Source organism: Pseudomonas sp. WS 5079, from assembly GCF_012985465.1.
Lineage (GTDB): Bacteria > Pseudomonadota > Gammaproteobacteria > Pseudomonadales > Pseudomonadaceae > Aquipseudomonas.
Genome location: NZ_JAAQWN010000001.1, coordinates 97,683 through 119,823 on the forward strand (window position 1 = coordinate 97,683; position 22,141 = coordinate 119,823).

Here is a 22,141-nt window from a genome sequence, read left to right on the forward strand (position 1 = left end):
CATCCTTGAAGCATTGGATCACCAGGGTGCGGCGACCACGATGTACTGCACGGAACTGCCGACGTACTGCGGTTGGTACCAGGTCGGCCCGCAATGCTGGTAGGCCACGCCATTGGCGATGACCGACACGCAATCGACCGGCACCGTGTTGACCCGCGTGCCGATGGCCAGGATCGTCGCGGTGGTGGCGCCGATCACGGCGGCCGTGGCCCAGGGGTGATACCAATCATCCGGCGGCGGTGGTGGCGGCGGTGGCGGCATCGGGTAAGGATGCGGCCCAGGCCCTGGTTCCGGCCCTGGATACGGCGGCGGATGCGGGCCGGGCGGCGGCCCTGGATACGGATGCGGCCCCGGCTGCGGGTGTGGCTCGGGATGAGGCGGCATGGGCCGGGGCGCCGGCATCGGGTGCGGCGGCGGTGGATGGAAACCGCCACCGCCATGGGGCACGACGAAGGTCCGTGCGCCACCACCGCCGCGCATCTGCCAGGAGTGGGCGGTCAGCGGGTTGAACAGGGTCAGCAGCAAGCTGGCAGTGAGCACCGCCGCCATGGGCTTCATGGTTGTGCTCCTGCGGGGGCCAGGGGGATTGCCCGGGCACCGGCTGGCGGGGTGAATTCAAAGTCGCGGTCGTTGCTCGGGGCGTCCAGCTGCCAGCGATAGTCGACGCTGTGGCGCGGCTGCCCGGCGCTGTCGCGACGGCTGATCACCAGGCGGCACGGCAGCGGCTGCGGGCCCTGGCGCACCCACAGTTGCCAGTCGATGTCCGGTTGGCGGTAGGCGTAGTGATCGCATACCTGGCCATTGAGGGTCTGGCTGTCGATCCATAGTGCGTCGCTCAGCCCGGCGGCCTTGGCGGTAGTGGCGTCCCAACGGAACAGGTCGGCCAGGGGCAGTTCGATGCCGTACCGTTCACTCAATTGGGCGAGCAGGCTGGCGATATCCGTGGGAGCGGCCTGCTCGGTGAAGTAGCCGCTGCGGCTGTCGTAGAGTGTGAAGCGCTGGCCGTTATAGAACAGGCTGCGGCGCTCGCCATTGCGTTCCACCTGCACCCGCAGCTTGTCGGGCTGCCTGGCCTGCAGGTGAGTCTGGTGATTGAACTCGATGACCTGGCCGTCCTCCAGGACCTGGTCGGTGCGGCTGTCGGTATCGAGCCGTAACTGCTGCACGCTGCGCAGATAGCTGCCCATCTGCTCCAGGGCGGCCAGGGCCTTGGGCTCCAGTTCGCCGGCCACCGCACCGCCGCTGACGAGCAGCAGGCCCAGCAACATACGATGAAAGCGCGACATGGCGTACCTCACGAATGCGATTACCAGACGTATTGCATGCGCAAGGTCCAGGTGTTCACGTCGGGCGAGCCGCGTCGCTCGGCAATGGTGTCGGAATAGGCCAGCAACCCGCCGAATTGCGGCGTGAGCATAAAGCCCAGGCTTGCCCCCAACAGGCCGTTTTCCTGCTTGTTGTCCTGCCAGATGCCGTCGATCTTGCTTTCACCACCCCGGCTGTAGGTGGCATCCAGCGAGGCCCAGAGCGCGCGATTGATGGTGTAGCTGTAGTGACCCTCGATGGCGTACAGCGGCTTTTGCTCCAGCTTGCTGTCGCCGTGGTACTCGTCGTTGTCGCCAAACAGCGAGACCCAGGTATTGATCTCAAGCCAAGTGGGGCCCAACGGCGTGCCGAAGCCCAGTTCTGGCTTGACCACCCAGCGGTTGGCGCCGATGTTGATCACGCGGTCCTTGTCATAGTCACCGGTGGGCACGGTGACCCACAGGGCACCGGTCAGGAAGGTCTCGGGTTTCCAGCTGGCGAACTCCGCCGCCGTGAGGGCCGGGCCGCCGAAGATGTTATGGGCGAACACCACCTGGGCATCGCCCATGCCGCCGTTGTGCTTGGTGCCATCGAAGAAGCGCGCGTTATCGAAGGACGCCGAAACATCGGCATAGGGCTGGATAAACTGGATGGCACTGTTACGCCCGTCGATGCCAAACGAGCGCGCGTAGCGCAACAGGTACACATCGGCGTTGAGCGACAGGCCATCGATGGGCAGCGTGGTGTCGATGGGGGTGTTGGTGTCCACCCGGTTGTAGTAGCCGAACAGCATATTCAGGTCGGTAGGGGTGTTCTGCCAATCCCTGGCATTGTCCGCAACACTTATCCCTGGCACCAGCGCCAGCGTGGCGGCGGCGAATGCACTCAGTCGACTGCGTGAAACCATGGCGCTACTCCTTGTCTGGGCCTGATGTCAGGGGTGTCGGGGCGGTTATTTCACCGGGGTCAGCGCCGGTAGTTTCCACTGGCCGTTACCCACCTCAGGCTTGGGCAGGTAAATGCGCAGTACGGCGTAGAACGGACCGGGTGGTGCTGGCAGCCAGTTGCTTTGTTCGGCTTTGGGCGGTTCGTGATGCTGGACCTTGAGCGTCAGGCCGCCATCGGCATCGAGCTTGAGCTGGGGCAACATCCGCGAGTTGATCAGGTAGCGTTTCTTGTGGTTTGCCACCAACAGCTTGTTTTTGCCGTTGTACATGGTCAGTGACCAGAACGCGTCGGCGGGCGGCAGTTGGCCCTTGGCAAAGTGCAGGGTGTAGCTGTGCTTGGCGCCGTTGGCCGGCTTGCCCTCGCTGTCGACGAAGTAGCCCATGTAGGCGGCCTCATCGGTGGAGTTGCCGAAAATCCCCATGTCGGCACCGGCGTAGCGGTACAGGTAATTGTTTTGCAGGTGGTCGCGGCTGCCGAACAGGTCACCGCTGGCCACTTGATGGGTGTCGACCTTGTCTTTCTTGAAGGTGGCGAACTCGGCCTTGCCATCGGCGATCCCGTCTTCCAGGGCCCTGCGTTGTTCGGCGCTCAACTGGGCAACCTTGAACGGCGCGCCAGGGGCGATCCCGATCTTGGCAAAACGCGCCAGCAGCTCTTTTTCACTGTCCTGGGGCGCGGCGAAGGCCAGCATGAAGTTCAGGTAGCGGAACAACTGCGGGCTGTCGCTCATCTCGGCGACCGGCTTGGGCCACTCGATCTTCGCCACCTTGGCCGGCGCTGCCTGTTTGACGTAGCCGCTCAGGGGCTGGACCTTGTAGCCGGCCTGGATCTGCTTGACCTTGGCCAGGTCCTTGTCATCGAACAACTGGGTGCGATACAGGGCGTAGGCGATATTGCTTTCGCTGTAGACCACACGGTCCACATCCACCGGTTGCTGGCCCTTCCAGTCGGGCCCGGCGACCATGTAGTGCCCGCCATTGTTGCCGGTGCTGCGGGTGCCCAGGTAGGCGAAGTTCTGCGTATAGAGGTCGATCAACTGCACGGAGTAATAGCGGTTGTCCTCGATTTTCGGCAGGGTCAGCACCATCGGCTCGCGGCGCAGGTCCAGCCAGACAAAGGAGTAGGGGGTGTCCGAATTGGGGGTGACGAAGGCCGTGTCCTTGGGGGTGAAAACCTTGGCGGTGTTGCCGATGTGGTTGAACGGCGCCTTGAAGTTGGCGCCGCCCTTGTCCACCGCCTGGGTGTAGAGGGTCTTGTACATTTCCACTACCGGGAAGCCATACAGGTACGCTTCCTTGGCAATGGCCCGGGCTTCGCCGGGGGAGGCGGTAAAGTCCGCCCAGGCGCCGGTACTCAGCAGTATCGAGAGGCTCGCCAGCAGCAGGCGCGTCGGTTTTCCAATCATGTTGGTGCGTCCTTCCTTCAAACCGTCAGGGAACAGGGGTGATGTCGTCGAGCTTCCAGCGCTTGTCGAAGTAGGCCTCGGTAGGGGCATACAAGCGGAAGTAGCTGAACCAGTGTTTGCCCGGCAGAGTTTGCACCCAGTTGTTCTCGAAGTCTTTTGGCGCGGTGGGGCCAAAGTACAAATCCACCGAACCGTCGGGATTTTTCTTCAGGTCCTGGCGAGAAGACAGGTCGGCCTTGCGTTGCGGGTTGTCGATCAGGCAGCGGCTGTCGATGTCGTACACCGTCATCGACCAGAACTGCTTGGCCGGTGGGTTGGCGCCCACGTGCAGTTTGTAGTGCTTGGCGCCATCGAGCCATTGGCCCTTCTGGTCGGTGTAGGCGCCGAGATAGGTCTGGCCCAGGCCCGGAGTCTTGGAGACCATGCCCTTGGTGTTGGTCACCGCTTCATAGAACCAGGCGCTGCGCTCCCATAATTGGTCGTAGAAGGTCACGCGCTGGGAGGGGTCGGCGATGTTCAGCACCGTATCCCACTGGCGGTCCGGCCAGTACTGGGCCTGGGGGAAGCGCTTGGCGAAGGCGTTGGCCTTGGCGATCAACTCGCCCATCTGCGCACCTTGCTCCAGGGCCTGGCGCTGGTGCTCGTTGGGGTTGAACGGCCGGTCTTTCTCAATGCCCAGGCTGGCGAGCATGGCCATGTAGAAACGGTCGCGCTCGTTGACTGGCTCCTTCTGGATGATCCCGTGCAGGCGCTCCCAGTACGCCATGCCGCGCGGCTGGGTGCCGGACCACGGCTTGCCAGCGGGTGACAGCAAGCGCGTTTTGCCAGGGTTGGCGCGCTGGGCGTAGGGGTACATGCGAAATTGCTCGACCAGGGCCTTGCCCTTGGCCGGGTCGGGGTCGAGCACGCGAAAGCCCACCAGCACGTTCATCGTTTGCGACTTGGCCAGGTAATACTTGCCCGCATCGGCGGGCGGTTCGTGGCCCGGTGGCAGCACCAGGTACTTGCCGCCCTTGCCTTGGTCCGGGCCGGTCTGGCCCATATCGATGATTGCGCGCTGCCAGAAGTCGCCAATGCCGCCGGCGGTAGGCCCCGGTGGCAACTCGATCACCAGCGGGCCGGTCTCGTTGAGGTCGACAAACCCCAGGATATACGGGGTGGTGGCATTGGCCGTGATCACCCCGAGCTTGTCTTCGTAGGTGGTGAGCACCATCAGGTCGCCACTGCGCGCGCCGAGCTTGGTACTGAATTCGTCCTGCCATTGGGCGTAGGACACCAGCGGCAGAGCCCAGAGAAAACTCTGGGTGGCCTGTTGGAAATCCAGCTCGCCGTACAGCTTGGCGATTTCACTGTGGGCGGGCAATTCGCCCTCCATGGTGATCGGGCCGATGCGGGTGTCGAGGGTCTGGGCGTGCACGCCCACGCCACAACTGGCGGACAGAGCCAGGAGGGTGAAGCCGGCATTGCGCATCAGGGCCTGCATAAATCGTCCTTATTTCCCGAAAGTCACGTTGATCCCGGCGAACAGGGTGAACTGCGGCAGGCCATCGCCCTTGCGCGCCACCGTCCACTGCGGCTCGACGTAGGCGTTGAGAATATTGCTGCCGGCTTTCCAGGCCTTGCCCGCACCAAAGCCGATGGGGATGTAGTGGGTGTCGTTCTTCAGGTCGAAGGTCCAGGTGCCCGTGGAGCGCAGGTACCAGCCCTTGGGCAGGTTATGGATGATGAAGGGCTGGAAGGTCGCGCTTTCCACGTGGGCCCGGTCGCGGTCGCCGGCGAACGAGCTCTGGTACTGCACCAGCGCGCCCAGCAGGCCACGGGGCGAGGCGTCGATGGCCACGGCTGCCAGGCCGGCCTGCCATTTGCCGGTGCCCAGTTCATCGTGCTCGGCAGTCGGCGCGGTGAGCTGCGGGCCGATGCCCAACTGCACACCTTCGGTCTTGAGCAGGAAGATATCGAACAGGTTCAGGTCACCGATGCCGGTGCTGTAGCCGCTATGGGGATCGGGGCGAGTGCTCAGGGGCAGGGTGGCGCGCAGCAGTTGGGGCACGCCGATAAAGTCCGAGGGGGCAATGGGCAGGGTGCCGCGCAGCAACACGTCATTGGTATGGGCATTGGTGTCGTACAGCCTGGGGGTGTAGTAGTCCTGCAAGTTGGCGCCGGGTGCCATGTTGAGCGGGTTGTTGCTCTTGTTGGCGGTTTCGGCGTTATCGGCCTGGGCAGAACACGCGGGCAACAGTAAAGCGGCCAACATACATGCTGGAAGTCGCGGTGCTGTGAACATGATGATTCCCCAGTTCCTTGGTCACTGACCCGATAGCGCTTTCGTAGGGCTGCCGGTAGTCCTTATTCGAAAGCCTGGTAGGACATGTCGTTTGAAGCTAGCAGTTAAATTCAGACTCGCTAGTCATTCGAACGAATTAATGACTTTGTGTGGGGGCAATCACGGTTTGTTTGCGGGGATACAGGGGGGGTGAGTCAACCCAGCATGCTTTTGACTTTATCGCGCAGTTGATCGATGGAGAATGGCTTGGCAATCATCTGCACACCTGCGGGCAGCTCAATGTTTTCGGCATAGCCACTGGCAAGCAGGATGGGCAGGCTTGGGCGCAATGTGCGTGTTCGCTGCGCCAGCTCCTTGCCATTCATGCCCGGCAGGCCCCAGTCGGTCATCATCAGGTCGATCACACGGGTGTTGTCTTCTATGAATACCAGGGCGGCTTCGGCGTGTTCAGCCTCGAGCACCTTGAACTCCAGTTCTTCGAGCACATCGACGATCAACATGCGCACGATGGCATCGTCTTCGACGACAAGGATGGTGGAGGCAGCGGACATAATGAGGGTTCCCAGATGATGGTGTTAACGAGACCATCCTCTAGTGAGTTGCGTCGATCCCGGCAAGTTCCCCAAGCGGGGTGGGTATTGTGCCGATAATCCGGCGCAATGTCCTGAGTGTGTCGTTGAAATACGTCATAAACGTAGCCCTTACCGACGATTTTGGGGCAAACTCCCGGTTTTTCCGCTCTTGGCCAAGGCACGCCCATGACTCCCGCATCGTCCGTCGATGAAAACAGTTTCCGCAAACTCCTGAGCCGTAACGTGGCCTTGCCATTGGGCGTGGGTGTGCTCAGCGCGGTGTTTTTCGTGTGCCTGATCACCTACCTGCTATCGGTGATCCAGTGGGTGGAGCACACCGATCGGGTGATCAATAACCTCAATGAAACCGCGAAACTGACCGTCGACCAGGAAACCGGCATGCGCGGTTTCCTGATTACCGGGGATGAGCATTTTCTCGACCCCTACGAAGTGGCCAAGCCACGGATCATTTCCGACCTGCGCAATTTGCAGGCCCTGGTGGCGGATAACCCCCAGCAAGTGGACCGACTCAAGCGCCTGGAGTCGCTGCAACTGGAGTGGAACAACTACGCCCAGACGATGATTGACCTGCAACGGCAGAACGGTGATTACCGTGGCGCGGTGAAAGCCGGGAGGGGTAAGCGCCTGACCGACGAGATTCGCAAGGAATACGACGCCGCGGTTGCCATGGAGCAGCAGTTTCGCATCGACCGCAATGAGGACGTGACTCGCACCACAGTCCTGAGCGTGACCTTCTACCTGCTGTTTGTGCTGGGCCTGAGTGGTTTCCTGGCCTACGTCGGCAGAAAGAATCTGATGGTGCTTTCCGACAGCTACAGCGCCAACCTGGCCTCGCAGATGAAGATCGCCAAGCGCCTGGAACAGCAGGCCTGGCTGCGCAACGGGCAGACCGAGCTGGCCGAACAGGTGCTTGGCCAACTGACCCTGAACCTGCTGGGGCGCAATATTTTGCAATTCTGTGCCCAGTACATGGGCTCGGTGGTGGCTGCGCTGTATGTGCGCGAAGAACACGGCGGCCTCAAGCGCGTGGCCGCGTATGGCTTTTCCCGGGAGCAGGAGCAGCAGGAGCAGGCGATCCACCGCGATGAGGGGATCGTCGGCCAGGCGGCACAGCAGCACCGTTTGATTCGCCTGGACGATGTGCCGGTGGATTACTTCAAGGTCAGCTCGGGCCTGGGTGATGGCGCGCCGCGTAGCGTGCTGGTGGTGCCGACCAGCGATGATGACCGGGTCAATGGGGTGATCGAACTGGGCTTCTTGCGCCCCCTGGACGACCGCGATGTGGAGCTGCTGGAGCTGATCGCGGGCAATATCGGCACCTCCATCGAGGCGGCGCGCTATCGCCAGCGCTTGCAGGAAGTGCTGGCCGAGACCCAGCAGCTCAACGAAGAGTTGCAAGTGCAGCAAGAAGAGCTCAAGACCGCCAACGAGGAACTCGAAGAGCAGTCGCGCATTCTCAAGGAATCCCAGGCGCACCTGGAAACCCAGCAGGCGGAGCTGGAGCAGACCAACGAGCAATTGGCCGAGCAGACCCAGATCCTTGCCGACCAGCGCGACGCCATGGACCGCAAGAACGTCGAGCTCAATCGCGTGCAGGTCGAGCTGGAGGACCGCGCCGACGAGTTGCAGCGCTCCAGCAAGTACAAGTCCGAGTTCCTCGCCAACATGTCCCATGAGCTGCGCACGCCGCTCAACAGTTCGCTGATCCTGGCCAAGCTGCTGGCGGAAAACTCCGAGGAAAACCTCAGTGCCGAACAGGTCAAGTTTGCCGAGTCGATTTACTCGGCGGGCAACGACCTGCTTAACCTGATCAATGACATCCTGGACATTGCCAAGGTCGAGGCCGGCAAGCTCGATATGCGTCCCGAGAACACCAGCGTGGCACGCCTGGTAGAGGGCCTGCGCGGGATGTTCGAGCCTTTGGCCCGCGACCGCAAGCTGGGTTTCCAGGTGGAAGTGCAGGCCGGCGCGCCGCTGATGCTGTTCACCGACCGCCAGCGCCTGGAACAGATCCTCAAGAACCTGCTGTCCAACGCGGTCAAGTTCACCGAGAAGGGCCAGGTCAGCCTGACCATTTCCCGCCAGCCGGGGGAGGGCATTGCCTTTACCGTGCGCGATTCCGGCATTGGCATCGCGCCCGACCAGCAGCAAAGCATCTTCGAAGCCTTCCGCCAGGCCGACGGCACCACCAACCGCCGCTATGGCGGCACCGGCCTGGGGCTGTCGATTTCCCGCGACCTGGCGACCTTGCTCGGCGGCTACATCAACGTCACCAGCGAGCCGGGCCAGGGCAGCATTTTTACCCTGGTGCTGCCAGAGCAGTACGTGGAGCGCGACGAAGACGCGCCGCTTATCGAGCAGCCGCGGGCCATGGTGGCCGCCCCGGCCCCTGTGGCGCCGGTACGGGTTTCACCGTTGCCGGTGGCGGATGAAGCGTTGATCCCGCGCTTTGCCGACGACCGCGAGCAGGCACCGTTCGTTACCCGTTGCATCCTGGTGGTGGAAGATGAGCCGAACTTTGCGCGCATCCTCTTCGACCTGGCCCATGAGCTGGGTTACCACTGCCTGGTGGCCCATGGTGCGGACGAGGGCTATAGCCTCGCCGAACAGTACCTGCCCGACGCGATCCTCTTGGACATGCGCCTGCCTGACCACTCCGGGCTCACCGTGCTGCAACGCCTCAAGGAACACGCCGAGACCCGGCATATCCCGGTGCATGTGATTTCCGTGGAGGATCGCGTGGAAGCCGCCATGCACATGGGCGCCATCGGCTATGCGGTCAAGCCCACCACCCGCGAAGAGCTCAAGGACGTATTTGCGCGCCTGGAGGCCAAGCTGACGCAGAAGGTCAAGCGCATCCTGCTGGTGGAAGACGATGATTTGCAGCGCGACAGCATCGCGCGCCTGATCGGTGATGACGACATCGAAATCACCGCCGTTGGCTTCGCCCAGGAGGCCTTGGACCTGCTGCGCAGCACGGTGTACGACTGCATGATCATCGACCTCAAGCTGCCGGACATGCTCGGCAACGAGTTGCTCAAGCGCATGGCCACCGAGGATATCTGCTCGTTCCCGCCGGTGATTGTGTACACCGGGCGCAACCTGACCCGCGACGAAGAGGCAGAACTGCGCAAGTATTCACGCTCGATCATCATCAAGGGCGCCCGTTCGCCGGAACGGTTGCTGGATGAAGTGACACTCTTTCTGCACAAAGTCGAATCCCAGCTGTCCCAGGAACGACAGAAGATGCTCAAGACCGCCCGCAGCCGCGACAAGGTCTTCGAGGGGCGCAAGGTGCTGCTGGTGGATGATGATGTGCGCAATATCTTCGCCCTCACCAGCGCCCTGGAGCACAAGGGCGCGATTGTGGTCATTGGCCGCAACGGCCGTGAGGCGATCGAGAGGCTCAATGAGGTCGAGGATATCGACCTGGTGTTGATGGACGTGATGATGCCGGAGATGGACGGCTACGAGGCCACCGCCTTGATCCGCCAGGACCCGCGCTGGCGCAAGTTGCCGATCATCGCAGTGACGGCCAAGGCCATGAAGGACGATCAGGAGCGCTGCCTCGCGGCGGGCTCCAACGACTACCTGGCCAAGCCAATTGACCTGGACCGGCTGTTTTCGCTGATCCGGGTGTGGTTGCCCAAGATGGAACGCATTTAAGTGGAAATACACTAAGTGGATCGAAGTACTGATATTGAACTGCGCTTGCTGATCGAGGCGATTTACCTCAAGTACAGCTATGACTTTCGCGACTATTCCGGGGCTTCGGTCAAGCGCCGTGTGGCCCACGCCTTGCGCCAGTTCGACTGCAAGACCATCTCGGCCTTGCAGGAGCGGGTGCTACACGATCCCACGGCGTTCATGCAGTTGCTGCAGTTCCTGACCATCCCGGTCAGCGAGATGTTTCGCGACCCGTCGCACTTTTTGGCGATTCGCCAGGAAGTGGTGCCGCTGCTCAAGACCTACCCGTCGATCAAGATCTGGATCGCCGGCTGCAGCACCGGGGAGGAGGTGTATTCGATGGCCATCCTGCTGCGCGAGGAAGGCTTGCTGGAACGCACTATCATTTACGCCACCGATATCAACCCCACTTCGCTGGAGAAGGCCAAGCAGGGGATCTTTTCCCTGGAAAACGTGCGTGCCTACACCCACAACTACCAGCAGGCCGGAGGGCAGCGTTCGTTTGCCGACTACTACACGGCAGCCTACGATTACGCGATCTTCGACAAGACCCTGCGTGAGAACGTAACGTTCGCCGACCACAGCCTGGCGACCGATAGCGTATTTTCGGAAACTCAATTGATTTCATGTCGTAACGTGCTGATTTATTTCAATAAAAAATTGCAGGATCGGGCGTTTGGGTTGTTTCATGAGTCGCTGTGTCATCGCGGCTTCCTGGTGCTGGGCAGTAAGGAAACCCTGGATTTCTCCGCCTACAGCAAGCAATTCGAACCCCTGGTCAAGCAAGAACGGATCTACCGCAAATCATGAACCAAGCAACTGCCAGCCCGGCCCGTGTGTCGGGTGTCCAAGCCATTGTCGTTGGCGCATCCGCCGGTGGGGTCGAGGCGTTGCTGAGTATTTTCGGGGCCTTGGCGCCTGGGTTCGACCTGCCGATCATTGCCGTGCTGCACCTGCCGGATGAGCGGCGCAGCCAGTTGGCCGAGGTGTTTGACCGGCGCGTGGCAATGCATGTGGTGGAGGCGCGGGACAAGGAGATGATCCAGCCCGGCACCCTGTATTTTGCCGGCCCCGGCTACCACCTGTCGGTGGAGCAGGACCGCAGCCTGTCCTTGAGCCAGGAAGAGCGCGTGCATCACTCACGCCCGGCCATTGACTATCTGTTCGAGTCGGCCGCCGATGCCTATGGCCCGCATCTGCTGGCGATCCTTTTGACCGGCGCCAACCAGGACGGCGCGCGTGGCCTGGCCCACGTCAAGCTGCGTGGCGGCACCACCGTGGTCCAGGACCCTGCCGAGGCCCGGGTGGCGGTGATGCCCAAGGCGGCGTTGGCGCTGCATGCACCTGACCAAATTCTTACCTTGAGCCGGATTGGCGCTTTGCTGGCTTCCCTGGAATCTTCCCCATGTTAAGTACTATCCAGGCCAAACTGCTGATCGTCGACGATCTGCCGGAAAACCTGCTGGCCCTTGAGGCACTGATCAAGCGCGAGGACCGCCAGGTCTACAAGGCATTGAGCGCGGACGAAGCCTTGTCGCTGCTGCTCGAGCATGAGTTCGCCATGGCTATTCTCGACGTGCAGATGCCCGGCATGAACGGCTTCGAACTGGCCGAGATGATGCGTGGTACCGAAAAGACCAAGAACATTCCCATCGTGTTTGTGAGTGCCGCCGGTCGTGAGCTCAATTACGCCTTCAAGGGCTACGAGAGTGGCGCGGTGGATTTCCTGCACAAGCCCCTGGACATCCACGCGGTCAAGAGCAAGGTCAATGTATTCGTCGACCTGCACCGCCAGAGCAAGGCCATGAAGCAGCAGGTCGAAGCCCTGGAGCAAAGCCGGCGCGAGCAGGAGTTGTTGCTCAACCGCCTGCAGGCGACCCAGGCCGAGCTGGAGCAGGCGGTGCGCATGCGCGATGACTTCATGTCCATCGTCGCCCATGAGGTGCGTACGCCCCTCAACGGCCTGATCCTGGAGACCCAGTTGCGCAAGATGCACCTGGCTCGGGACAACGCCGCTGCCTTTACCCTGGACAAGATGCACGCCATGGTCGATCGCGATGAACGGCAGATCCAGAGCCTGATCCGCTTGATCGAAGACATGCTCGATGTGTCGCGGATCCGCACCGGCAAGCTGTCGATCCGCCCGGGGCAGTTCGACCTGGCGCAGTTGGTGCGTAACCTGCTGGAGAACTTTGCCCCGCAAGTGGCGGCGGCCGAGTCGTCGGTGCAACTGGATGCGCCGCAGCCGGTGGAGGGCAAGTGGGATGAGTTTCGCATCGAGCAGGTGGTGTCCAACCTGTTGACCAACGCCCTGCGCTACGGCGCCAAGAGCCCGGTGGCGGTACGGGTGTATGCCGAACATGGCGAGGCCAGGGTGGAAGTCCGGGACCGCGGGATCGGTATCAGCGAAGACAACCAGAAGCGGATTTTCCAGCAGTTCGAGCGCGTATCGGCCAACCATGCGGTGGCCGGGCTTGGCCTTGGGCTGTTTATCTCCGAACAGATCGTTGCGGCCCACGGCGGCACGATTGAAGTCGAGAGCCAGATAGGAGAGGGCGCATTGTTCCGTGTGTGCCTGCCCCTGGGGGCCGGGGCGTGAAATCAATCGTCACCCCGACGCAACCTCTGCGTGACCCTATGGTCGTATCAGCAGCAATTGACCGGACAAAGGCTTCCCATGAGTGAAGATGCGCAAGATGTTGTACTGATCGTCGAGGATGACGAGTCGATCATGTTCGTGCTGGGCGAGTACCTCGCGGGCCTTGGGTACCGGGTTCTCAAGGCCATCGACGGCGAGCAGGCTTTCGAAATCCTCGCTTCCAAGCCGCACCTGGACCTGATGGTGACTGACTATCGACTGCCTGGCGGGATTTCCGGGGTGCAGATCGCTGAGCCTGCGATCAAGCTGCGGCCGGAATTGAAGGTGATCTTTATCAGCGGTTATCCGCAGGAGATCCTCGACTGCAACAGCCCGATCACCCGTAACGCGCCGATCCTGGCCAAGCCGTTTGATCTGGATACGCTGCATGAGCATATCCAGCGGCTGCTGGCCTGAGGCTTCAGGCGCGTGCTGGCAGGCCCTGACCGTGCAGCGATGCGGGAGCGTTTTTTGCAAATGCCCCCGCATGTCAGGCCTGAATCATCTCCCGCACCTTCGCCGTCAACAGGTCGAAGGTAAAGGGCTTGGTGATCAACTGCATGCCCGGGTCCAGGAACCCGCCGCGCACCGCCGCGTGCTCGGCATAGCCGGTAATGAACAACACCCTCAGGTCCGGACGGATCTGCCGGCCGATCTCCGCCAATTGGCGGCCGTTCATGCCCGGCAAGCCCACATCGCTGATCATCAGGTCAATGCGCTGACTGGATTCGATAATCGGTAGCGCACTGTCGGCATCTCCCGCCTCGACAAAGGCATAGCCCAGCTCACTCAGTACCTGGCTCACCAACACCCGTACCGCCGGGTCATCCTCGACAATCAGCACACACTCGCCGGCGTTGGCAAACGGCAGCAAGGCCGGGTCCTGCGGGGCATCGGCAGTGACTTCACCGACAAACCTGGGCAGGAACAGGCTCACCGTGGTGCCTTTGCCGACCTCACTGTGGATGATCACATGGCCACGGGACTGGCGGGCGAAGCCGTAGATCATCGACAGGCCCAGGCCGGTGCCTTGGCCGATGGGTTTGGTGGTGAAGAACGGGTCGAAGGCGCGGCTGATCACGTTTTCCGGCATGCCGCAGCCGGTGTCGCTGACGTTCAGCTCCACGTAGTCGCCCGGGGTCAGGGTGCCGTAGGCGGCGGTGAACACGTTATCGAGGTGGCGATTGCGCGTTTCGACCACCAGTCGACCGCCGTCAGGCATGGCGTCGCGGGCATTGAGCGCCAGGTTGAGCAGGGCGCTTTCCAGCTGGTTGGGGTCGGCTTCGGCGGTCCACAGCTGCCCGCTCAATTGCATCTCCAGCACGATGCTTTCGTTGAGGCTGCGTTGCAGCAATTCGCCCATGGACGTCACCAACTGGTTGATCTCCACCGGCTTGGAGTCCAGCGACTGGCGGCGGGAAAACGCCAGCAGGCGGTGGGTCAGGCCGGCGGCGCGGTTGGCCGAGGTCACGCCCAGGTCGATCAGGCTGTCGAGGTCGTCCAGGCGGCCCCGTGCAAGGCTTCGGCGGCGATGATCAGCAGGCCCGCGCCCTGTTCCAGTTCGTCGCAGAGCATGGGCAGGTTGGGGGCGGCGATACCGCTGAAACCTGCCTCGTTGAGCATCATCAGCGCCAGCGAGCTGTCCCGTCCCAAGGGCGCGAGAATGATCGCGCGCTCGGAAACGGCCGGCAGGCTACTCACAAGCTCTCATCCTTGAGCAGCGGCTTGCCGGCACCCATGTAGGTGGGCACTCCGCGCAGCACGCCCTGGAAGGCTTCGAGGGGTTCGCCGATGGTCATGCCACGGCTGGCGATGCGGTATTCGCGGATGGTCGATTCATGGCTGCCGGTGCGTTTCTTGATGATGGAAATTGCCCGTCGTACCTTGCCCAGTGCTTCGAAGTAGCGCAACAGGATCACCGTGTCTGCCAGGTAGGTGATATCCACCGGCGCTTGCATGTCGCCGACCAGGCCGTGCTGGGCCACGGTCATGAAGGTCGCTGCGCCACGGCGGTTGAGGTACAGCAACAGCTCGTGCATGTGCAGCACCAGGGCGTTTTCCTCAGGCATCGCTGCCTGGTAACCGTTGATGCTGTCGATGACCACGGTCTTGATCTGGCGCTCATCCACGCAACGCCGCACCCGGTGGGAAAACTCGCCGGGCGACAGCTCGGCGGCATCCACCTGCTCGATCAGCAGGTTGCCGGTGGCTTGCAGGGCGGCCAGGTCAATGCCCATGTTTTTCATGCGGTCGAACAGCAGGCCCAGCTCTTCATCGAAGATAAACAGCGCGGCCTTTTCGCCACGGGCCACTGCTGCGGCAGCGAAGATCATCGAGATCAAGGATTTGCCGGTACCGGCAGGGCCGAGGATCAGGGTGCTGGAGCCGGTCTCGATCCCGCCGCCGAGCAGCGCATCCATCTCGCGAATGCCGCTGGTCAGGGTCTGACGGCTGTAACCGCTGCGGTGCTCGGCCGCCACCAGGCGGGGGAACACATGCACGCCATCTTCCATAATGGTGAAGTCGTGAAAGCCCCCCCGGTACTTCTGGCCACGGTACTTCACCACCCGTACCCGGCGTCGTTCCGCGCCGTAGTTGGGGGTCAGTTCTTCCAGGCGGATCACTCCGTGGGCCACGCTGTGTACGGTTTTATCCAGGGATTCGGTGGTCAGGTCGTCCAGCAGCAGCACGGTCGCTTCGTAGCGCACAAAGTAGTGCTTGATCGCCAGGATCTGCCTTCGATAGCGCAACGAGCTTTGGGCCAGCAGGCGGATTTCCGAGAGGCTGTCGATCACCACGCGGGTGGGCTTGACCCGTTCTACCACCTCGAAGATCTGCCGGGTGGCCTCGCCCAGCTCGAGGTCGGAGGAGTACAGCAGGCTTTGCTGATGCTCGGCATTGAGCAGGCTTTCAGGTGGGGTCAGTTCAAAGATATGGATGTGCTCATCCAGGTCCCAGCCGTGGGACTTGGCGCCCTGGCGCAGCTCGCGCTCGGTTTCCGACAGGGTGATATACAGCGATCGTTCCCCGGCCTTGGCGCCGGCCTGGAGAAACTGCAGGGCCACGGTGGTCTTGCCGGTGCCGGGCTCACCTTCGAGCAGGAACAGATGGCTACGCGATAGCCCCCCGGCAAGAATGTCATCAAGACCTTCGATGCCGGTGGCCGCCTTTGCTGTGAACAGCTCTTTGGATGTAGACAAGAAGTGCCCTCGGGTCACGTATAAGTTGAGGGGCGCGCCGGTCAAGGCGCGCCATATTCACTTGACCGTTGGGCTGTGGGGCGGTTCAACGTTTTCTTGTTTTTGTGCAAGGCAGTCCACAGATTTCAATGCCTGGCGCGCGTCACAGGCCTTGTTGCAGGGCCGGATCGTCCGGGTTTTGCTGCTCCAGCTGGGCCAACAGCACCTGCACGTTCTGCAACTGGCCGCTTTCTTTCCAATAGTTGATCAACAGCACCCGCGCCTTGCGGTTGGCCGGGTGGCGCTGGACGATTTCTTCCAACTGGCGCTGGGCGGCTTCCAGTTCCTCCTGGTCGTGCAGGGTGGTGGCCAGGTCGTAGCGGTAATCCTGGTTGTCGGGTTCCAGCTCCACCGCCTTGGACAGGCCCAGCAGCGCGTACTCGCGCTCGCCATGGTGCAGCAGCCACATGCCCAGGGCATGTTGCAGGTAGGCTGACTCGGGGTGGGCTTGCAACTGGGTGGCGAGCACCTGGCGCGAGTCATCGACCTTGCCCTGTTTGTCCAGCAGCTCGATGCGCGCGACCACTGCCGGCAGGTTCTGCGGATCCAGGCGCAATGCCTGTTCCAGCGCATGTTGCGCCTCGGGCAGCAGGGCGCTGTGAATGTACAGGCGTGCCAGCTGGATCCAGCCTTCGGGGCTTTCAGGCTGGGCCTTGAGGTACTTCACATATTCATCCAGCACCAGTTGCAAGGGGCCGAAGTACAGGCCCAGGGTGTCGGGCGACAGGCCCAGCAGGGCATTGGCGGCGGCAAACCGTACGCTTTGTTCGTCATCATCGAGCAATGGGCCGAGCAACAGGGTGCGCTGGCCGCTGGGCACCAGGCCGACGATGCTGGCGATGGCCGCCTGGCGCACCAGGGGGGATTCGTGGCTCAGGTCCTTGTCCGCCAGCTTCAAGGCCTGGGGGCTTGGGTAGTTGTGCAATTCGCCGTGCAGGGCGGCGCGGCGGATGTCGGAGAGGTCCGGCCGGCCCAGTTGCTGATACAACACGCGCGCGGCGCCAGGCTCGCCGTTATGTGCCTGTTTCAGGGCCTTGGAGTAACCGTGGGCAACAGCCGGCGGGACGGACACGCTGGGGGTGCGGGAGAAATACCAAAAGATCAGTGCGACAAACAACAGGGCGCTCAGGCCGATGATCGCGTAACGGCGTGACTTTGACATGCAGGCGTCCGAAAGCTGGGCAGCTAGTGCAAAGTGGTCAGCTTCGGTCAGACACCGACGAGTGTCAAACCTGTGTCACGTCAGCACGTAGTCCACGGGCTCCAGGGGCGCCGGCAGGGTGGTTTCGCCGAGAGCCGCGAGGATCTCCCGCTCCAGGGTACGCACGATGGCATTGCACGGCAGGTCGTTTTCATCGAAGCCAAAAGGGTCTTCGAGATCGTCGCCGATCTCATCCAGGCCAAAGAAGGTGTAGCTGACAATGGCGGTGAAAATCGGCGTTAGCCAGCCCAGGGGCTCGGCCATGGCAAACGGCAGGAGGATGCAGAACAGATAGATGGTGCGGTGCAGCAGCAAGGTGTAGGGGAAGGGCAGCGGCGTGCTCTTGATCCGCTCGCAGGCAGCCTGTACCTGGCTCAGGCCGACCAGGCGGGTTTCCAGCTGGGTGTAGCGCCAGTCGCTGATCCGCCCCTGTTGCGCGGCGTCCGAGCAGTGGGCCCCGAGGGTTTGCAGGATGCGGTCGGGCGGGTTCGGGTGGCGGGGTTCCACGTTGATCCACGGCTTGATGGCACTGGCTTCGTCTTCCAGGCGCAGGCGCGCCACCAGGCCGTGGGCAAAGCCGCACAGGCCGCGCAACAGGCCTTCGCGCTCGCCGGGCAGGGTAAAAACCTGGCTCTCACGGATCAGCGAGCGGATTTCAATGACCATCTGCCCCAATTGCTTGCGGCCTTCCCACCAGCGGTCGTAGCAGGCGTTGTTGCGAAAACTCATGAAGATCGACAGCGACAGCCCCAGCAGGGTGAACGGCGTGGCGTTGACCTTGGAGAAATAGGCCGGGTGCAGGGTTTCCACCAACACGATCACCGAGGCCAGCAGCGTGACCAGCAGGCTGCGCAGGGCAATGCGCTTGGCAATCGAGCCCTTGAGGGAGAACAGGATGCCGAACAGGTTGGGTTTGGGGCGAACAATCATCGAGGGGGCTTCTTCGGTGGCGCAGGCCCTCAGATTAGAAGCTGGTGGGCGGGGCGTCCAATCGCTTGGGTTGACCGGCTGATTGTTGGCCTCTATGACGCAACGGTTTGTTCCACGGCGCCATTGGCCAAACCAGTCAGCCACATTGAAAGCTTTGACCATTGTCCATGCGCCGCTCTGGCGCCACTATTTGCGCAGCTTCACCCCGCAAAAGCACGCCCCCCAAAACAACAAAAGACACAGGGATTTGCCACGATGCGCGATTATTTGGCTGCGACCACCCAGTTCAACTACCAGCAAACCGTCGAGGCCGCACTGGCCGGCCACCTGCAAGGGCTCAATGCCTGCGTCGAATGCTGTGACCGGCACGTGCTGCCGGGGCGCATTGCCTTGTTCTGGGAGGGCAAGGATGGTCGCAGCGCCACCGTCACCTTCAGCGAGTTGCAAGATCAGGCCGCGCGTTTGGCCAACTTCCTCCTGGCCCAGGGCGTCAAGCGTGGCGACAAGGTGGCCGGCCTGTTGCCGCGCACTGCTGAATTGCTGGTGACGGTGCTTGCCACCTGGCGCATCGGCGCGGTCTACCAGCCGCTGTTCACCGCGTTCGGCCCCAAGGCCATCGAACACCGCTTGAACAGCTCCGGCGCGGCGCTGGTGGTGACCGACGCGGTCAACCGCAGCAAGCTGGCCGAAGTCACCGACTGCCCGACCATCGTCACCGTGGCCGGCGCCAAGGGCGAAGGCATTGTGCGCGGCGATTTCAGCTTCTGGGCCGAGTTGCCCAACTATTCGAATGTGTGCGAACCGGTGTTGCTGGGCGCAGACGATCCGTTCCTGCTGATGTTCACCTCTGGCACCACCGGCCCGTCGAAGGCCCTGGCCGTGCCGCTCAAGGCCCTGGTCGCGTTCCAGAGCTACACCCGTGACGCGGTGGACCTGCGCCCCGAAGATGCGTTCTGGAACGTCGCCGATCCGGGCTGGGCCTATGGCATCTACTTCGGTGTGACCGGGCCGCTGTCCATGGGGCATCCGATCACCTTCTACGATGGCCCGTTCACCCTGGAAAGCACCTGCCGGGTCATCAACAAATACGGGATCACCAACCTGACCGGCTCGCCCACGGCCTACCGCCTGCTGATTGCCGGTGGCGAGCAGTTCGCACGCTCGATCAAGGGCCGGTTGCGCATTGTCAGCAGCGCTGGCGAGCCGTTGAACCCGGAAGTGATCCGCTGGTTTGCCGATAACCTGGGTGTGACTATCCACGACCACTACGGCCAGACCGAACTGGGCATGGTCCTGTGCAACCACCACGGCCTGGAACACCCGGTGCATGTCGGCTCGGCCGGCTTTGCCTCGCCGGGGCACCGCATCGTGGTGCTGGACGACAACCACCAGGAATTGCCAGCCGGCCAGCCGGGCATCCTGGCGATCGACCGGGAGCAGTCACCCATGTGCTGGTTCGAAGGCTACGACGGGGTCAAGACCAAGGCCTTCGTCGGCAAGTACTACTTGAGCGGCGACACCGTGGAGTTGAACCCCGATGGCAGCATCAGTTTTGTCGGGCGCAGTGACGATGTGATCACCACTTCCGGCTACCGCGTGGGGCCGTTCGATGTGGAAAGCGCCTTGGTCGAGCACCCGGCAGTGATCGAAGCCGCGGTGGTCGGCAAGCCGGACGCCGAGCGTACCGAGTTGGTCAAGGCCTTCGTGGTGATCAACAGCCAGTACCGCGCCGATGCCGAGTTGGCCGAAGAACTGCGCCAGCATGTGCGCAAGCGCCTGGCGGCCCACGCCTACCCACGGGAAATCGAATTTGTCAGCGACTTGCCCAAGACCCCGAGCGGCAAGCTGCAACGGTTTATTTTGCGTAACCAGGAAATCGCCAAGGTCCAGGCAGCGACCACGGCTTGATCCCTCTTCAAGGAAACAATGATGCAGATTGAAAACAAGGTGTTTATGGTCAGCGGTGGCGCTTCGGGCCTCGGCGCGGCCACTGCCCAGATGCTGGTGGCGGCGGGCGCCAAGGTGATGCTGGTGGACCTGAACGCCGACGCCGTGGCGGCCCAGGCTGCAAAGCTGGGCGCGCAGGCGCGCAGCGTGGTGGCGGATATCAGCCAGGAAGCCGCCGCCGAAGCGGCAGTACAAGCAACGGTTGCAGCGTTTGGCGGCCTGCATGGGTTGGTCAACTGCGCGGGCGTGGTGCGTGGCGAGAAAATCCTCGGCAAGAACGGCCCGCATGGGTTGGCCAGCTTTGCCCAGGTGATCAACGTCAACCTGGTCGGCAGTTTCAACCTGCTGCGCCTGGCGGCAGCGGCGATTGCCGAAACCCCGGCCGATGCCGACGGTGAGCGCGGCGTGATCATCAACACCGCTTCGGTGGCGGCCTTCGACGGGCAGGTCGGCCAGGCTGCGTATGCGGCGTCCAAGGGCGCGATTGCCAGCCTGACCCTGCCGGCCGCCCGTGAACTGGCGCGCTTCGGCATCCGCGTGATGACCATCGCCCCGGGCATCTTTGAAACGCCGATGATGGCCGGCATGACCCCGGAAGTTCGCGATGCCCTGGCCGCCGGTGTGCCGTTCCCGCCACGCCTGGGCAAGCCGGCCGAGTACGCCGCGCTGGTCCGGCACATCATTGAAAACAGCATGCTCAATGGCGAGGTGATCCGTCTTGACGGTGCCTTGCGCATGGCGGCCAAGTAAGGAGGATTTGTCATGACTCAGCTCCACGACCCGATTGTTATTGTCAGCGCCGTACGTACACCCATGGGCGGCTTCCAGGGCGAACTCAAGGGCCTGACCGCGCCGCAACTGGGCGCCGCCGCGATTCGCGCCGCCGTCGAGCGCGCCGGTATCGCCCACGACGCCGTGGATGAAGTGCTGTTCGGTTGCGTGCTGCCCGCAGGTCTCGGCCAGGCGCCGGCACGCCAGGCGGCGCTGGGGGCCGGCCTGGATAAATCGACACGTTGTACCACCCTCAACAAGATGTGCGGTTCGGGCATGCAAGCGACGATTCTCGCCCATGACTCGCTGCTGGCCGGCAGCGTGCAGGTGGTGATTGCAGGCGGCATGGAGAGCATGTCCAACGCGCCTTACCTGCTGGACCGTGCGCGCAGCGGCTACCGCATGGGCCATGGCCGGGTCCTGGACCATATGTTCCTCGATGGCCTCGAAGACGCCTATGACAAGGGCCGCCTGATGGGCACCTTTGCCGAGGATTGTGCCGAAGCCAATGGCTTTACTCGCGAAGCCCAGGATGCCTTTGCCATTGCCTCGCTGACCCGCGCGCAGCAGGCGATCAGTGCCGGGCGCTTCAGCGCCGAGATCGTCCCGGTGCAGGTCACCGTGGGCAAGGAACAAAAGACCATCACTGACGACGAGCAGCCGCCCAAGGCGCGCCTGGACAAGATCGCCACCTTGAAGCCGGCGTTCCGCGAAGGCGGCACGGTGACGGCGGCCAACTCCAGCTCGATCTCCGACGGTGCGGCGGCTTTGCTTTTGATGCGCCAGTCCGAAGCGCAAAAGCGCGGGCTCAAGCCCCTGGCAGTGATCCACGGCCACGCGGCCTTTGCCGATGAGCCGGGGCTGTTCCCGGTGGCGCCAGTGGGGGCGATTCGCAAGCTGATGAGCAAGACCGGCTGGAGCCTGGGTGACGTCGACCTGTTCGAGATCAACGAGGCCTTTGCCGTGGTCAGCCTGGTGACCATGAGCAAGCTGGAAATCCCCCACGACAAGGTCAACGTCCACGGTGGCGCGTGCGCCCTGGGGCATCCGATTGGCGCATCCGGTGCGCGGATCCTCGTGACCCTGCTTTCGGCGCTGCGCCAGCGGGGCCTCAAGCGCGGCGTTGCCGCCATCTGCATCGGCGGCGGTGAAGCCACGGCCATGGCCGTCGAGTGCCTGGATTAAGGAAGCTA

18 protein-coding genes and 1 pseudogene are annotated in these 22,141 nt (G+C 62.6%); 8 read left to right on the forward strand and 11 right to left on the reverse strand.

Translation table 11 applies throughout. The features are described from left to right. Positions 1-18: 18 nt before the first annotated feature. The 7 genes from HBO05_RS00475 to HBO05_RS00505 form a co-directional block, all read right to left on the reverse strand. The gene (locus tag HBO05_RS00475; protein ID WP_172311171.1) at positions 19-558 is read right to left on the reverse strand and encodes a hypothetical protein; all 540 of its coding nucleotides are present in this window, start codon (positions 556-558) and stop codon (positions 19-21) included. Further along, on the reverse strand, positions 555-1,286 hold the full coding sequence (locus HBO05_RS00480) for a DUF2092 domain-containing protein (RefSeq protein ID WP_170057412.1): 732 nt from the start codon (positions 1,284-1,286) through the stop codon (positions 555-557). The genes HBO05_RS00475 and HBO05_RS00480 overlap by 4 nt, the downstream gene beginning before the upstream one ends. A 20-nt stretch (positions 1,287-1,306) precedes the next feature. After that, positions 1,307-2,212, reverse strand: a complete 906-nt coding sequence (locus tag HBO05_RS00485) for a transporter (RefSeq protein WP_169952514.1) — start codon at positions 2,210-2,212, stop codon at positions 1,307-1,309. A gap of 45 nt (positions 2,213-2,257) precedes the next feature. Next, positions 2,258-3,658, reverse strand: a complete 1,401-nt coding sequence (locus HBO05_RS00490) for a DUF1254 domain-containing protein (protein ID WP_172311173.1) — start codon at positions 3,656-3,658, stop codon at positions 2,258-2,260. A 25-nt stretch (positions 3,659-3,683) separates the two neighbouring features. Continuing rightward, on the reverse strand, positions 3,684-5,141 hold the full coding sequence (locus HBO05_RS00495) for a DUF1254 domain-containing protein (RefSeq protein ID WP_170041504.1): 1,458 nt from the start codon (positions 5,139-5,141) through the stop codon (positions 3,684-3,686). Positions 5,142-5,150: 9 nt separating this feature from the next. After that, the gene (locus HBO05_RS00500) at positions 5,151-5,912 is read right to left on the reverse strand and encodes a hypothetical protein (RefSeq protein ID WP_169952507.1); all 762 of its coding nucleotides are present in this window, start codon (positions 5,910-5,912) and stop codon (positions 5,151-5,153) included. Positions 5,913-6,136: 224 nt separating this feature from the next. Continuing rightward, on the reverse strand, positions 6,137-6,493 hold the full coding sequence (locus HBO05_RS00505; protein ID WP_170057409.1) for a response regulator: 357 nt from the start codon (positions 6,491-6,493) through the stop codon (positions 6,137-6,139). A gap of 207 nt (positions 6,494-6,700) precedes the next feature. Here HBO05_RS00505 and HBO05_RS00510 point away from each other — a divergent pair, with 207 nt between their 5' ends. The 5 genes from HBO05_RS00510 to HBO05_RS00530 all read left to right on the forward strand — a co-directional run bounded on the left by HBO05_RS00510 (position 6,701) and on the right by HBO05_RS00530 (position 13,277). Then, complete coding sequence (locus HBO05_RS00510; protein WP_172311175.1) at positions 6,701-10,201, forward strand: response regulator; 3,501 nt, start codon at positions 6,701-6,703, stop codon at positions 10,199-10,201. Between the two features lie 15 nt (positions 10,202-10,216). Next, positions 10,217-11,032, forward strand: a complete 816-nt coding sequence (locus HBO05_RS00515; RefSeq protein WP_170057407.1) for a protein-glutamate O-methyltransferase CheR — start codon at positions 10,217-10,219, stop codon at positions 11,030-11,032. Continuing rightward, positions 11,029-11,634, forward strand: coding sequence for a chemotaxis protein CheB (locus tag HBO05_RS00520; RefSeq protein ID WP_169952498.1), 606 nt, complete (start codon positions 11,029-11,031; stop codon positions 11,632-11,634). The genes HBO05_RS00515 and HBO05_RS00520 overlap by 4 nt, the downstream gene beginning before the upstream one ends. Further along, entirely contained in the window at positions 11,628-12,821 is a 1,194-nt protein-coding gene (locus tag HBO05_RS00525; RefSeq protein ID WP_169952496.1) for a hybrid sensor histidine kinase/response regulator, read from the forward strand. Before HBO05_RS00520 ends, HBO05_RS00525 begins: the two co-directional genes overlap by 7 nt. Before the next feature lie 78 nt (positions 12,822-12,899). Continuing rightward, the gene (locus HBO05_RS00530) at positions 12,900-13,277 is read left to right on the forward strand and encodes a response regulator (RefSeq protein ID WP_029290496.1); all 378 of its coding nucleotides are present in this window, start codon (positions 12,900-12,902) and stop codon (positions 13,275-13,277) included. 73 nt (positions 13,278-13,350) lie between these two features. On the opposite strand, the pseudogene HBO05_RS00535 reads toward HBO05_RS00530, so the two are convergent. The 4 genes and pseudogenes from HBO05_RS00535 to HBO05_RS00550 form a co-directional block, all read right to left on the reverse strand. Continuing rightward, positions 13,351-14,561 (reverse strand): annotated as a pseudogene (locus tag HBO05_RS00535) (ATP-binding protein). Then, a complete protein-coding gene (locus HBO05_RS00540) occupies positions 14,558-16,060 on the reverse strand; it encodes an ATPase domain-containing protein (protein WP_169952490.1) in 1,503 nt (500 codons plus the stop codon). Before HBO05_RS00540 ends, HBO05_RS00535 begins: the two are co-directional and overlap by 4 nt. A gap of 142 nt (positions 16,061-16,202) precedes the next feature. Next, positions 16,203-17,261: a tetratricopeptide repeat protein gene (locus HBO05_RS00545; protein WP_172311177.1), complete on the reverse strand. Its 1,059-nt coding sequence runs from the start codon at positions 17,259-17,261 to the stop codon at positions 16,203-16,205. 75 nt (positions 17,262-17,336) lie between these two features. Then, a complete protein-coding gene (locus HBO05_RS00550) occupies positions 17,337-18,230 on the reverse strand; it encodes a bestrophin family protein (RefSeq protein WP_170041497.1) in 894 nt (297 codons plus the stop codon). A gap of 255 nt (positions 18,231-18,485) precedes the next feature. On the opposite strand from HBO05_RS00550, the gene HBO05_RS00555 reads away from it, so the two are divergent. From HBO05_RS00555 to HBO05_RS00565, 3 genes are read left to right on the forward strand one after another with little or no spacing between them, the layout of a single operon-like run. Then, on the forward strand, positions 18,486-20,138 hold the full coding sequence (locus HBO05_RS00555) for an AMP-binding protein (RefSeq protein ID WP_169952483.1): 1,653 nt from the start codon (positions 18,486-18,488) through the stop codon (positions 20,136-20,138). 21 nt (positions 20,139-20,159) lie between these two features. Next, positions 20,160-20,927, forward strand: a complete 768-nt coding sequence (locus HBO05_RS00560) for an SDR family NAD(P)-dependent oxidoreductase (RefSeq protein WP_172311179.1) — start codon at positions 20,160-20,162, stop codon at positions 20,925-20,927. 12 nt (positions 20,928-20,939) lie between these two features. Beyond that, positions 20,940-22,133 (forward strand): acetyl-CoA C-acyltransferase, encoded by a 1,194-nt coding sequence (locus HBO05_RS00565; RefSeq protein WP_172311181.1) that lies wholly within the window; start codon positions 20,940-20,942, stop codon positions 22,131-22,133. Positions 22,134-22,141: the final 8 nt, after the last annotated feature.